This window comes from Marmoricola sp. RAF53 (genome assembly GCF_052114005.1).
GTDB lineage: Bacteria > Actinomycetota > Actinomycetes > Propionibacteriales > Nocardioidaceae > Marmoricola.
In genome coordinates this window covers 1-12,484 of sequence record NZ_JBFRDX010000028.1, presented here as the reverse complement: position 1 = coordinate 12,484, position 12,484 = coordinate 1, and the positions used below count along the sequence as shown (strand labels likewise).

Below are 12,484 nucleotides of genomic sequence, written 5' to 3'. Positions count from 1 at the left end.
CGGCGCGCCGGGGATGGACCAGGCGCTCGCGGGGTACCGGGGGTTCGACATCGTCACAAAGGCGCGATCGTCACACCTCACACCCGGTGGTCCCTCCCGATGATTGCGATCTACCTGCACCACCCCCGCCCCGAGTCCTTCGACCGGGCGCGGGCGCTGGTCGCCGCGCTGGGCGACGACGCCCTCCTCGTCAGCGCGCACCCGTCGCCCCTGGGCTGGTCGTCCGACTGGACCCTGCTGCCGGACTCGGAGCTGCAGACCTGGGTCGGCTGGCTCCGCACCCGCTCCCCCGACACCGTGATCGTGGAGGGGCCCGCGGAGCACGCCCGCGCGGTCCGCGACCTCGGGGCCAGGCTCGTCGTGATCTCCGTGCCGGGAGGAAGCGAGAACGCCGAGCAGGGCAGCGCGTACGCCGACGCCGACCTGATCCTCGCGCCGTGGCCGCGGGCCGCGGCGGGCGGATGGCCCGACGCGTGGCGGCGCCGCACGTTGCACCTGGGCGCGCTGGGGTGGCGGGCGACCCAGATCGCTCGCCGAGCGGAGCAGCTGCGGACGGCCGGCGCGCCGTCCAGGGGGCGCTGGCACTGCGTCGCCCTCTGGCCCACCCACGCCGGGCCGGGACCCCGCGAACGCCGGTCGATCGCGGTGGAGACCCCGGGCTGGCGCTGGACCTACGCACCCGAGCGCGAGCTCCTCGAGCCGGGTCCGGTCTGGTCGAACCTGGTGGGCGCCGAGGTCGCGGTCTGCACGCCGAGCACCACCACGTTGGCTGCGTTGGCCGCCTTCCAGGTGCCCGCCGTGCTGGTGCTCCCGGAGCGGCCGACCGTGGCGCAGACCTTCCTGGCCGAGGCCGCCGCCGGCACGGCGCCCGTCGTCGTCGCCCGGCCGTACCCGCGGGCCGAGGAGTGGCACGCGCTGCTCAGCGAGGCAAGCCACCTGGACGGCGGACTGTGGAAGGGGTGGGCACCCGAACCCGGGCTCGCCGAGCTGGCCGGGTTGCTCCGCGGCGGCACCGAGACCGGCGTCGCCGGCACCCTGCTCCAGGCCTGACCTAGCCGGTGGTGCGAGCGGTCACGACGCCGCTCCACGGCGGCAGGTGCGTGCCGGTCGCGTCCGGGCGGGTGCCGAGGAGGAGCTCGTCGGTCGAGGCCAGGGTGACGGGCTCCGGACCGAGGTTCGCCCGGATCGTCAGGTCGCCCCGCTCGACGGTGAGGAGGCGGCCCGCGACGGACGCCGCGCCGAAGGTGGGCCGGGTGAGCTCCGGGCGTGCGCGACGCAGCGCGATCAGCCGGCGGTGGAGGTCGAGGATCCGCGCGTGGCCGTCCTTCGCCGGCTCCGACCAGTCGAGCCTGGAGAGCAGGAAGGTCTGCTCGTCCTGCGGGTCCGGGACCTCGGCGGGATCCCAGCCCATCCGGGCGAACTCCTCCAGACGGCCCCGCGCGGTGGCCTCGCCGAGGTCGGGCTCGGGATGACTGGTGAAGAACCGGAAGGGGGTCGAGGCCGCCCACTCCTCCCCCTGGAAGAGCATCGGGGTGAACGGCGCGGTCAGCAGCAGCAGCGCCACGCAGGCCAGCTGGTCCTCGGTCAGCGACTCGGTCAGCCGGTCACCGCGGGCCCGGTTGCCGATCTGGTCGTGGTTCTGCGCGCACACCACGAGCCGCCAGGCCTCGGTGCGGTCGGTCTCGATCGGTCGCCCGTGCGCGCGCCCGCGGAACGAGGAGAAGGTCCCGTCGTGGAAGAAGCCCCGGTTCAGCACCTTCACCAGGGCGTCCGGGTCCGCGAAGTCGGCGTAGTAGCCGTCGTCCTCGCCGGTGACGTTCGCGTGCACCGCGTGGTGGAAGTCGTCGCTCCACTGGGCGTCCAGCCCGAAGCCGAGCGCGGCCCGGGGGGTGATCAGCCGCGGGTCGTTGAGATCGGACTCGGCGATCAGGCTCAGCGGCCGGTTCTGGTGCGCCGACAGCGCGGAGACCTCCGTCGCCAGCTCCTCGAGCAGGTGACGGTCGGAGCTGTCGGTCAAGGCGTGCACGGCGTCGAGGCGCAACCCGTCGACGTGCATCTCCCCGAGCCACATCAGCGCGTTCTCGACGATCGCCCGACGCACCTCGGCGCTGCCCTCGCCGTCCAGGTTCACCGCCTGGCCCCAGGTGTTGGACTCCTGGTCCTTCAGGTACGGGCCGAACCGCGGCAGGTAGTTCCCCGACGGGCCGAGGTGGTTGTAGACGACGTCCTGGACGACACCGATCCCGGCCGCGTGGCAGGCGTCGACCAGGCGCTGGTACGCCGCCGGGCCGCCGTACTCGTGGTGGACCGCCCACCAGCCGACGCCGTCGTAGCCCCAGTTCCAGCGGCCGTTGAACGCGTTGACCGGCAGCAGCTCCAGGAACCCGACCCCGAGATCGACGAGGTGCGGGAGCCGCTCGATCATGGCGTCCAGCGTCCCTTCCGGCGTGAAGGTGCCGACGTGCGCCTCGTAGAGGATCGCGCCGGCCAGCTGGCGTCCGGTCCAGGCCTGGTCGGTCCAGGCGAACGAGCCCGGGTCGTACGCCCGGGAGAGGCCGTGCACGCCCTCGGGCTGCCAGCGCGACCGCGGATCCGGCAGCGCCCGCTCGTCGTCGTCGAGCAGGTAGCCGTAGTCGCCGCCCCCGACCGGCTCCGCGGGCCGCCACCAGCCGGTGGGGTCACGGGTCATCGGCACGACCCGACCGTCCACCTGCAGGCGCACCCGCCCCGGCCTCGGCGCCCACACCTCGAAGGCCATCAGGCCTCCCGGACCAGGACCGCGACCGGTAGGCACTCGAGCAGCTCGGCCGTGCCGGGACCAGTGCACCGGCCCGAGAGCACGTCCCGATAGCGGCCGGCCGGCAACACCAGCCGGGTGTCGCCCCAACCGCCCCGGCGCGCCAGCCCCACCGGCATCCGGGTGACCACGGCGATCAGGCCACCACGGTCGAACGCCAGCACGTGCTCGGCCGCCGGGCCTTCGGCGCGGACCGGCTGGTAGTCGGCGAACAGCTCGGGCCGGTCGCGACGGAGTCGCAGCACGGTCGAGACAAGGTGCAGCTTGGCCGCGCCGGGATCGTCGAGGCGGGTCGGGCGCGCCGGGGCGTGGGCCCCCGCGGCGTCCAGGTCGTGCAGCATCCGGCGCCGCGCCTCGAAGTCGACCGGGCGGCGGTTGTCGGGATCGACCAGGCTCTGCTCCCACAGCTCGCTGCCCTGGTAGACGTCCGGGACCCCGGGCATCGTCAGCGCCAGCAGCTTGGCCGCCAGGCCGTTGCTCCACCCGTACGGCGCCAGCTCGGTCGCGGCCGCGTCGACCAGCTCGTGCACCGCCGGGTCGGCGTACGCGGCGCGGACCGCGGCATGCACGACGGCTTCGAAACCCTCGTCGGGCTCGGTCCAGGTGGTCTGCTGGGCCGCCTCGCGCATCGCCTTCTCCGCGTACGCCGCCAGCCGTTGCTCGGACGCCGGCCAGCACCCGACGATCGCCTGCCAGAGCAGGTTCCCGAGGCCGGCGTCCGGGACCGGGACCGCGTCCAGCAGGTCGCGCAGGATCCCCGTCCACCAGTCCGGCAGCTCGGCGAGCGCGTCGATCCGGGCCCGGACGTCCTCGCCCCGCTTGGTGTCGTGCGTCGAGGTGGTGGTCATCGCGTCCGGGCAGCGGAGCCACCGCTCGCGCATCGCGTGGTGGAAGTCCTCCGCGGTGATCGCGAGGGTGTCCGGGTCGCCGCCGACCTCGTCGAGCGAGGTGAGCGGACTCCACCGGTAGAAGGCGCGGTCCTCGGCACCCTTGGCCATCACCATCCCGCTGGTCTGCTGGAAGCGCAGTGCGGCCGGGTGGGTGGGACTGCGCAGCAGCAGCCAGACCCGCTCGACCGCGTCGGCGAGGTCCGGCCGGCGTCGGGTCGCCTCCTCTGCGGCGTGCTCGAGGTGGTGAGCCCCGTCGGGCAGGTAGGACCGGTAGACCGGGAAGCAGGCCAGCAGCTCCTCCAGCACCGCCACCAGCGTGCCGCGGTCGGTGCCGGGGAGGTCCTCGGCGAGCTCGCGGGCCAGCCGGCGGACCTCCGAGCCGAGGATGACCCGGGTGACCTCCAGCTTGGCGTCGTGCAGCAGCTCGGGCCACTCGCCGGGCTGCGCGCGGAGCCGGCGATCCAGGGTGGCCAACGCCTCGACGCCGACGGGATCGACCAGCACCCGGTCGACCAGGCCGAGCGCCTCGTACCCGGTGGTGCCGTGCACCGGCCAGGACCGCGGAAGGTCTTCGCCGGGTTCCAGGATCTTCTCCACCACCAGGTAGCCGTCACCGATCAGGTCCGCGACCATCACCAGGTAGCTGCCGGGGTGCCGCAGCCCGTCCGGGTGGTCGATCCGGAGACCGTCTACCAGGCCGGAGGCGATCCATCGGCGGACCTGCACGTGCGCGAGCTCGAAGACGTCGAGGTCCTCGACGCGGACCGCCGCCAGCGAGCTCACCCCGAAGAACCGGCGGTAGTTGAGCCGGGTGGCCTCCTCGCGCCAGGGTCGCAGCGCGTAGTGCTGACGGTCGAGCACCTGGTTCGGGTCGTCGTCGGGCGCGGCGCTGCCGGGAGCCACCGGGAACAGGTGGTCGTGGTAGCGCAGCTCGCCGTCCTGGAGGCGCAGGTTCGCGGTGGTGCCGTCGGCCCGGACGTCGTCCTCACCGAGCACGGGGAAGACCACCTTGTCCCCTGCGGCGGGCCAGTCGATGTCGAACGCCGAGGCGAAGCGGGAGTCCCGGCCCTGCTGCAGGACCGACCACCACCACGGGTTCAGCTCCGGCCGGGCGACCCCGACGTGGTTGGGCACGAGGTCGACCAGGACACCGAGCCCGTTCCGGTGCGCCTCCCGGCAGAGCTCGTCGAAGGCCGCCTCGCCGCCGCGGTCCTCGTCGATCCGGGTCGGGTCCACGACGTCGTACCCGTGGGTGCTGCCCGGCGTGGCCTGCAGGACGGGCGAGAGGTAGATCCAGCCGACTCCGAGGTCCCGGAGATAGGGAAGCAGCCCGGCCGCGTCCTCGAAGGTGAAGTCCGCGGAGAGCTGGAGCCGGTAGGTGCTGCTGGGGACGGAGCGCATCCGGATGGCCTTCTGACGAGGGGTGGGCCGACCGTGGGCACGGCCGGGAGGTGGCTGCTGGAATACCCGACCTCAGTCGTGGACGCCGGGACCGACGGTCTGCTCCGGGTCCGGCTCGGGATCAGGAAGCGTGTCCGGCTCCTGCTGCGGGGCGTTCCCGTGCCCGGGGTCACCGGCCGGGGCCACCTGCGGGTCCTCCAGCGGTTCCTGCGGCGTGCTCGTCATCGTTCCTCCTCGGACGGATCAGTGGGTGTCCCGGTCGCGGTGCGGGTTCGCGTTCGGCCCGGCCTCCGGTTCCGGCTCCTGGGCGCTCCCGCTCTCGCTGTCCGGGTAGCCGGCGGTGGCGTCACCGTCGGAGATGGGCGTGTCGGCGGCGTCGGGGTCCAGCGCTGCGACCTCGGACACCTCACCGGCCGACGACTGCTCGCGGGACCGGTCGTGGGACTGGTTCATGACACCGTCGTACCCAGAACCGTGCCAGGCATCTGTGACGAGCGGCCGGTTCCGGTCCGGACCCGTCGGGCCGGTCGTCAGCTGATCTCGGGCAACCGCTGTGCGCCCCCGAGCAGCACCCGGAACGGGTCGCCGTGCCGGTCGAGCCGGTCGAGCACCGTGCGGATGGTCCACCGGTCCGGGCGCAGGTCGGGGTCGTCGAGCTCGTCCCAGCCGATCGGCACCGACACCGGGGCGCCGAAGGCCGGGCGCGGCGAGTACGGCGCCACGAGCGTCTTGTTGACGGCGTTCTGGGTGTAGTCGAGACGGGCCAAGCCTCCGCGCTGCTTGACCTCCCATTTCCAGCTCACCAGATCCGGCGCCACCAGGCCGACCGTCCCGGACAGCTTCTCGACCCAGGCCCGGGTGTCGTCGAAGGTGTAGCCGGGTACGACGGGCACCCAGATCTGGATGCCGCGGCGGCCGGTCACCTTCGCCCGGGCGGTGACGCCGAGGTGCTCCAGCGCGGTCCGGTGCAGCCGCGCGAGAGTGAGCAGGTCCTCCCACGTGGTCCGCTCCCCCGGGTCCAGGTCGATCAAGGCGTAGGTGGGCTCGTGCGGCGCTTCGGCCCGGGAGGTCCACGGATGCCATTCGAGCCCGCCGAAGTTGGCCGCCCACACGAGTGCGGCCGGCTCGTCGGCGACGACGTAGGTCGTGGTCTCACCCGGGTCGGCGTCCGGGTTGTCCCAGGCGCCGATCCATTCCGGGGCGTGGCGGGGTCGTTGCTTGTGCCAGAACCCCTTGGCCTCGGCACCGTCGGGGTAACGATGCAGGTTCAGCGGTCGGCCCTCGAGGTAGGGCAGGACGACAGGTGCCACGCTGGCCGCATAGGCGAGGAGCTCTCGCTTGGTGATCGGCGGGTCCCCGGGGAACAGCACCTTGTCGAGGTTCGTCACCTTCACGCTGCGGCCGAAGACCTCCCAGGTGCCCTGCTTCCCGAGCCCGTCGAGCTCGTCGATGGCCTGGCCGGGCAGCGGTTGCGGCAGCAGCGAGATGTCGGCCTCGGCAGCCGGGAGGTCGGATCGCCAGAGGCGGGCCGGGTCGGCCTTCACCTCCTCGTTGGTGCGGCCGGTGAGGACCGAGTGCGGGTGCTCCTCGGGTTCCCAGCCCTCGACCGCGTGCTGGTCACGCTTGTGCAGCAGCATCCAGGCGTCGCCGTCCTGACCCTCCCGCCGGATGAGCACCAGCCGTCCGTGCAGCTTCTGACCGTGCACCTCCGCGTGCAGCTCGCCGTTCTCGACAGCCGCGCGCGGATCGTCGGTCTTCACGGGTTCCCACGTTCCGGTGTCCCAGACGATGACGTCGCCGCCGCCGTACTGGCCCGAGGGGATCACCCCCTCGAAGTGCAGGTACTCGATCGGGTGGTCCTCGACGTGCATCGCCAGCCGACGCGCCTTCGGGTCGAGGGTCGGGCCCTTGGGGACCGCCCAGCTGACCAGGACACCGTCGATCTCGAACCGCAGGTCGTAGTGCAGCGAGCTGGCCCGGTGCCGCTGCACCACGAACCGGGCTCCGTCGGCGTCCGTGACCTCGCTGCCGGCCGGCTCAGGGGTGCGGCTGAAGTCGCGCATCCGGCGGTACGTCGCGAGGGCATCGGCCACGTCATCGCCTCCTGGCTTGTCCGGGAGACGTACCCGAGCCGAACAGGTGCATGCGGAGGACACCGCGGAGAGACGTCGTCCGAATGATTTGTGATCGCTTGGGGCACTTCTCCGGTGTGAGCAAGAGACTTCCCGACTGGCCCGCCGTGACCGACACCTTCCTGGACGTCGGTGGCCATCGCGTCCGGGTCCTCCGTGCGGCCAGCAGGCAACCCGGTGGCGGCGGTCAACCGCAGCTGCTCGTGCACGGCCTCGGCGGGTCGTCGGTGACCTGGGTGCAGATCATGGAGGGCCTCGCGGAGCACGGGCCGGTGGTCGCCGTCGACCTGCCCGGCTTCGGTCGCACCCCGATCGACGAGGACGACGCCCTCACGGTTCCCGGCTACGTCGACTTCGTCCTGGCCGTGGCCGACGCACTGGGCTGGGAGCGGTTCGTCCTGCACGGCAACTCGATGGGCGGCCTGGTGGGAACCCTTCTCGCCGCGGACCACCCGGACCGCCTCGACCTCCTGGTCCTGGTCTCGCCGGCGCTGCCGCCCCGGTCGCCGCTGGAGTTCCTGAGGCCGAGCCGGGTGACCCTGGACGGCCTGGTGCCGCTGGCCGTCTCCTCTGTGGAGGCTCTCGCCCTGGGCGCCGTCGGCCTCGCAGGTCCGGGCGTGGACGCGCGCCGCAACCGGGTCATGCTCAGCCTGATCTACTCCGAGCCCGACGACATCGAGCCGGAGGTGCTGGACCTCATGGCGGCCGACTTCGCCGAACCCGTCGAGGGCGTGGACCGACGGCGCGCGCTGCTGGCGGCGACACGATCGATCTGCGCGCTCTGGGTCAACCCGCGACGGACCTGGCAGGCCATCCGGACGCTCCAGACCCGCACCCTCCTCCTGGGCGGCACCCATGACGCGCTGGTCCCGGCCAGGGTCCTTCGCTGCGTGGCCGAGGCCCGTCCTGACTGGGAAGGACACGTCCTCGACGACCGGCGCCACGCCCTGATGCTCGAGGACCCGCAGACGTATCTCCGGATCTTCGACGAGTGGCAGGCCCAAGCCGTAGCCGCTTAGTCGTCGGCCGAAGGACCGGTCTCCCGGGCGGTGTCCTTCGGGTCCGTCTCGGCGTCCTCGTCGACCATGCCGCCGCCGCTGACCGCGACGTTGGCGTCCTGGTCCGCCGAGGGTGGCTGCGTGTTGGCGGTGCTGGTCGGGGTGCCCAGCGATCCACCCTCGCCGGATCCGGTGGTCGGGTGCTTGCTCATGACTGGTCGCTACCCCGGCCCGCACCGCCCAAACCCGGTGCGCCTCGCCGACCCAGTGAGCGAGCTCCTCGCGCTCGGGCGCTCAGTCGTCGTAGTCGACGGCGACCGACGGGGTGGTCGGATGCGACTGGCAGGTGAGCACGTACCCCGCGTCCACCTCGGCGTGCGACAGGGCGAAATTCAGCTCCATCGCGACAGACCCCAGCAGCACCTTCGCTCGGCACGTGCCGCAAGCCCCGCCGAGACAGGCGTACGGTGCCTCCAGCCCGGCCTGGAGCGAGGCCTCGAGGACGGTGTCGCCGGCTGCCAGGGCGACCTCGTGCTGACGGCCGCGCAGGGTGACCGCGACCGACGCCGAGGCGAAGTCGTCGGCGACCTCGGCCCTCGGGAAGCCGTGGAAGAGCTCCACGTGGACGCGGTCCGGCTCGGTGCCGCGCTCGATGAGCAGCTCGCGCAGGTCGGTCACCATCTCGACCGGTCCGCACAGGAACCACTCGTCGACCGCTGCCGCTGCGAGTTCGGGGGCCAGGAGCTGTTCGACCTTGGGGCGGTCGATGCGTCCCCGGAGGCGCTCGGGGTGTCGCGGATCGCGCGAGCGCACGTGGATGATCCGCAGCCGGTCGGCGTACCGCGCCTCGAGGTCGTCCAGCTCCGCGCGGAACATCGTGCTGTCCGCGTCCCGGTTTCCGTAGACCAGGGTGAAGCGACTCTCGGTCTCGACGGCCAACGTCGTCCGCAGGATCGACAGCGCGGGGGTGATGCCGCTGCCGGCGACCAGCGCGACATAGCTCTTCGTGGCAAGCGGGCTGAGCCGGGTGCCGAACGAACCGGTCGGCGTCATCAGGTCGAGGGCGTCGCCGGCACCGAGCTGCTCCGTCGCGAAGGTGGAGAACGCCCCACCAGGGATGTGCTTGACCGCGATCGCGAGCTCACCGGACGTGGCCGAGGAGCAGAGCGAGTAGCTGCGTCGTACGGTCTCGCCGCCGAGGTCGGCGCGGACGGTGACGTGCTGGCCCGGCTCGAACGAGAACTGCTCGCGGAGGTCGTCGGGCACGTCGAAGCGGATCAGCACGCTGTCGGTGGTCAGGCGGTCGACGCCGGCGACCGGGACGCGGTGGAACTCCGCCGCGCGGGCGGACGAGCGCTTCGGCATCCGCACCGGGAGGAGGCGGGCCAGCCTGCCGTTGAGGCGCTTCCAGTCGCGGTACTCGTCGGGATCGAGCTGGTGGCCGAAGACGGTGCCGATCGCCGCATCACGCTCGAGGTAGGCCTCCTCGTTGCGTCGCCAGGTCGCGACGTAGCGGTGGAACGGGATCGAGGGGTGCAGGTGGTGGACGAGGTGGTAGTTCTGCGAGAGCAGCAACGGCGTGAGGACCCATTCGGACCCGACCCGGTTGCGGGTCGCGCGGTAGCGGTTCTCCTGCTGTGTCTCCTCCAGCGCGTGGTGCGGCAACCAGTCGAACCACCAGGCCAGCACGAACACGGCGATCCGCTCGGGGATCAGGTACAGCACCGCCAGCGTCCACAGGTGCCCGGTGAAGGCACACGCGACGATCACCGCGACGGTGGCCCCCAGCAGGAACAAGGTCTCCTGCACCTCCGCCCGGGGTCGGCGCCTGAGGTTGCGTACCAGGAACGTCAGGTAGGGCACGTCCATCAGCGGGCCCCGAACCGGAAGCTGCCACCACGGAGCGCCGCTGACGAAGTGGTCGGGGTCGTTCGCGTCGTCATTGGTGTTGCGGTGGTGCTCGATGTGGATGAACGCGAACGACCTGAACGAGATCAGCGGCGAGACGAAGAGCATCGCGACCCGGCCGAAAGCCGCGTTGACCCAGCGGTGCGTGCTCACCGAGTAGTGCGCAGCGTCGTGCAGCACGGTGAACAGCACGAAGATCGCGGTCGCGCTCAGCAGAACCGTCGCCGGGGCCGGGAGCCTGTCGGCCAGCGCCGCCCACGAGGAGAACGCGAACACCACGACGGCACCGCAGAAGATGCCGACGATCGGCCACGAGATGGTCGGGACCTGCTCGCCCGGGTCAGGGAGTGCGTGCCGTGGCGCTGCAGGCGCAGGCCGCTCGGTGATTGCTGACATGCTTCGCAACGTACGAACCCCGAGCTGGCTCCGCGAGGGCTGCCGAGCCCATCCGAGTGTGCGCCCAGCACATCCCGGGTCAGGCCGCGTCCGGCCCCGGCGCCAGCACCACCGGACCGAGCACGTGCGCCAGACGCAGCGCAGCATGCAGCTCGGCAACCCGGTCGGTCGCAGGACGGCCGCGTCTTTCCTCTGCCCGGCGCAGGCGCTGCAGCACCGTGTTCCGGTGGACGCCGAGCTCCTCCGCGGCGGCTGCCAGGCCACCCTGTGCGTCGAGCACGGCGAGCAGCGCCCTTCGCTCCTCCTCCTCACGGCGCCCGGTGATCGCCAGCCCACCCAGCTCGGAGGCGACGAAGGCGCGCGCCAGGTCCAGGTCGCCGCTCATCGTGTCCACCAGGGCGATCTCCGGGTACGCCGTGACCGGCGCTGCTCGACCGGTGAGCTCGACGATCCGACGACCGCGCTGTGCTTGGACGTGGGAGTCCCGGAAGCCGGCAGCGTCCTGCGCGGGTGCGCCCAGAGTGACCCGCACCGTCTCCGGGACGTGCGCTGCCAGGGGGCGGGTGTCCGTGGGGGCGACGCTGGGTGCGGCCGCCGTGGAGACCCAGCCCCAGAGCGCGTGGGCGCCATCCGGGACGAGCAGCGGATGGGACGAACCGAGCCAGGCGCCGACCGCTTCACCCAGGCGCCCGAGGTCGACATCGTCGCGATCGGTCCAGCAGACGAAGGCCGTCTGCCACCCGGTGAGCCGGTGGGACAAGGTGCGCTCGGCGTGGCGGAGGTCGACCCGTTCGCCGGAGATCAGCGCCCGGACCGCATCCGTCCGGGCCGCCCGCGCAAGGGTCTGGATGCGGTCGAGCTCGGCGACGTACTCGGCCGCGACCTCGCTGGAGACGCGGTCCGTGTAGGCGAAGGCGTAGCGCTGCAGGTTGGCCATCACGTCAAGAGCCACGGCGGGATCGCTCACGAGGTCGGTGATCCCGGCCAGGACGAGCTCACTGAAGTACGCGTGGCCGACCCGGTAGAACCGCAGCATCACATCGACGCTGTAACCCCGGGCGGCCATCGCGCGCGCATGCTCGAGCGCGGTGACCGGCGCTGTCGCAGCACCCACGTCGATCCCGGCCCGCACCATCGACAGTGCCGCCTCGAGGTTCGACGAGCACGACCCCAGCGTCAGACCGCGGAGCTCGTCATCAGCGCTGGCTTCCGGGATCCGCTCGACGATGTAGTCGAGCATGTCGTCGGCGTACGACGACACGTGCCGCAGCAGCTCGGCAGCCGTGCGGTGCAGCTCGACCACCACGGCATCGGGAATGCCAGCCTGCTCCCCCGCTCTCGCGCCCATGACCGGAGACTATCGAGCGTTCCGCGCACCCGAGTGCTACGAGGCACCGCCCGCCGATCAGACCGGTTCCTCGTGGCCGGGGCCGGCCTAGTGCGACGGAAGCTCGCCGGTGACCCGGTACACGACCTTCGCGCCGTGGTCGTCCTCGACGAGTTCGCGGGCGGTCTCGGTCAGGTGCGCCACCCGGCGCGCGAAGAGCGTCATCGCGACGAGAACGCCGACGCCGACACCGATGGCGGCGACCGCCACGCTGAGGCCCGGAAGCGGCTCGCCGCAGTCCTGGCAGAAGCTCGGGACCGCCGCGAGAACCTCGAACGCCAGCGCGCGATGGCCGACGAGTTCCTCGGTCAGCTGGGCCGAGACCTTGCCGCGCGCTGACCAAGTGCTTGTCCGAGGTGACAGCACCACGCGAGAGCGCTTCGGGAAGCACTTCGGCCCCCAGCCAGAAGGCTGGGGGCCGAAATTCGGGTCTGCTGCACGATCAGGTGACAGGTTCGGTCAGGCTGCCTGAGCAGCTGGTGGCGTCATGATGGTCTCGAACTCAATGGGGGTCAATCGGCCCAGGGCGTCTTGTCTGCGGCGTCGGTGGTAGGTCCTTTCGATCCAGGTCACGA

Annotated in this window: 11 protein-coding genes; 2 read left to right on the top strand and 9 right to left on the bottom strand. The window is 72.1% G+C overall.

From position 1 onward, the window contains the following. Window positions 1-99: 99 nt before the first annotated feature. On the top strand, window positions 100-1,050 hold the full coding sequence (locus AB4Y76_RS18760) for a hypothetical protein (protein WP_441928071.1): 951 nt from the start codon (window positions 100-102) through the stop codon (window positions 1,048-1,050). Window position 1,051: 1 nt separating this feature from the next. Here the strand turns inward: AB4Y76_RS18760 and treZ are convergent, their stop codons facing one another. From treZ to ligD, 5 genes are all read right to left on the bottom strand, one after another. Further along, window positions 1,052-2,758 carry a malto-oligosyltrehalose trehalohydrolase gene (treZ, locus tag AB4Y76_RS18755; RefSeq protein ID WP_441928069.1) on the bottom strand — a complete coding sequence of 569 codons (1,707 nt, stop codon included), beginning with the start codon at window positions 2,756-2,758 and terminating at the stop codon, window positions 1,052-1,054. Beyond that, entirely contained in the window at window positions 2,758-5,088 is a 2,331-nt protein-coding gene (treY, locus tag AB4Y76_RS18750; protein WP_441928067.1) for a malto-oligosyltrehalose synthase, read from the bottom strand. The genes treZ and treY overlap by 1 nt, the downstream gene beginning before the upstream one ends. A 72-nt stretch (window positions 5,089-5,160) precedes the next feature. Further along, complete coding sequence (locus AB4Y76_RS18745) at window positions 5,161-5,313, bottom strand: hypothetical protein (RefSeq protein ID WP_441928065.1); 153 nt, start codon at window positions 5,311-5,313, stop codon at window positions 5,161-5,163. Window positions 5,314-5,331: 18 nt separating this feature from the next. Next, window positions 5,332-5,541 (bottom strand): hypothetical protein, encoded by a 210-nt coding sequence (locus tag AB4Y76_RS18740; protein ID WP_441928063.1) that lies wholly within the window; start codon window positions 5,539-5,541, stop codon window positions 5,332-5,334. A gap of 77 nt (window positions 5,542-5,618) precedes the next feature. Further along, window positions 5,619-7,181, bottom strand: coding sequence for a non-homologous end-joining DNA ligase LigD (ligD, locus tag AB4Y76_RS18735; protein ID WP_441928061.1), 1,563 nt, complete (start codon window positions 7,179-7,181; stop codon window positions 5,619-5,621). Window positions 7,182-7,297: 116 nt separating this feature from the next. On the opposite strand from ligD, the gene AB4Y76_RS18730 reads away from it, so the two are divergent. Beyond that, window positions 7,298-8,239 (top strand): alpha/beta fold hydrolase, encoded by a 942-nt coding sequence (locus AB4Y76_RS18730; protein ID WP_441928059.1) that lies wholly within the window; start codon window positions 7,298-7,300, stop codon window positions 8,237-8,239. Here AB4Y76_RS18730 and AB4Y76_RS18725 read toward each other — a convergent pair. From AB4Y76_RS18725 to AB4Y76_RS18710, 4 genes are all read right to left on the bottom strand, one after another. Continuing rightward, a complete protein-coding gene (locus AB4Y76_RS18725) occupies window positions 8,236-8,430 on the bottom strand; it encodes a hypothetical protein (protein ID WP_441928057.1) in 195 nt (64 codons plus the stop codon). The genes AB4Y76_RS18730 and AB4Y76_RS18725 overlap by 4 nt on opposite strands. An 82-nt stretch (window positions 8,431-8,512) precedes the next feature. Then, window positions 8,513-10,522, bottom strand: a complete 2,010-nt coding sequence (locus AB4Y76_RS18720) for a fatty acid desaturase (RefSeq protein WP_441928055.1) — start codon at window positions 10,520-10,522, stop codon at window positions 8,513-8,515. A gap of 79 nt (window positions 10,523-10,601) precedes the next feature. Then, window positions 10,602-11,870 carry a PucR family transcriptional regulator gene (locus AB4Y76_RS18715; protein WP_441928053.1) on the bottom strand — a complete coding sequence of 423 codons (1,269 nt, stop codon included), beginning with the start codon at window positions 11,868-11,870 and terminating at the stop codon, window positions 10,602-10,604. Between the two features lie 87 nt (window positions 11,871-11,957). Continuing rightward, window positions 11,958-12,278, bottom strand: coding sequence for a hypothetical protein (locus AB4Y76_RS18710; protein ID WP_441928051.1), 321 nt, complete (start codon window positions 12,276-12,278; stop codon window positions 11,958-11,960). Window positions 12,279-12,484: the final 206 nt, after the last annotated feature.

Bases quoted from the DNA above. Each gene is read 5' to 3' on its own strand.
- AB4Y76_RS18760 (WP_441928071.1), top strand. From the start codon at position 100: ATGATTGCGATCTACCTGCACCACCCCCGCCCCGAGTCCTTCGACCGG.
- treZ (WP_441928069.1), bottom strand. From the start codon at position 2,758: ATGGCCTTCGAGGTGTGGGCGCCGAGGCCGGGGCGGGTGCGCCTGCAG.
- treY (WP_441928067.1), bottom strand. From the start codon at position 5,088: ATGCGCTCCGTCCCCAGCAGCACCTACCGGCTCCAGCTCTCCGCGGAC.
- AB4Y76_RS18745 (WP_441928065.1), bottom strand. From the start codon at position 5,313: ATGACGAGCACGCCGCAGGAACCGCTGGAGGACCCGCAGGTGGCCCCG.
- AB4Y76_RS18740 (WP_441928063.1), bottom strand. From the start codon at position 5,541: ATGAACCAGTCCCACGACCGGTCCCGCGAGCAGTCGTCGGCCGGTGAG.
- AB4Y76_RS18725 (WP_441928057.1), bottom strand. From the start codon at position 8,430: ATGAGCAAGCACCCGACCACCGGATCCGGCGAGGGTGGATCGCTGGGC.
- AB4Y76_RS18720 (WP_441928055.1), bottom strand. From the start codon at position 10,522: ATGTCAGCAATCACCGAGCGGCCTGCGCCTGCAGCGCCACGGCACGCA.
- AB4Y76_RS18715 (WP_441928053.1), bottom strand. From the start codon at position 11,870: ATGGGCGCGAGAGCGGGGGAGCAGGCTGGCATTCCCGATGCCGTGGTG.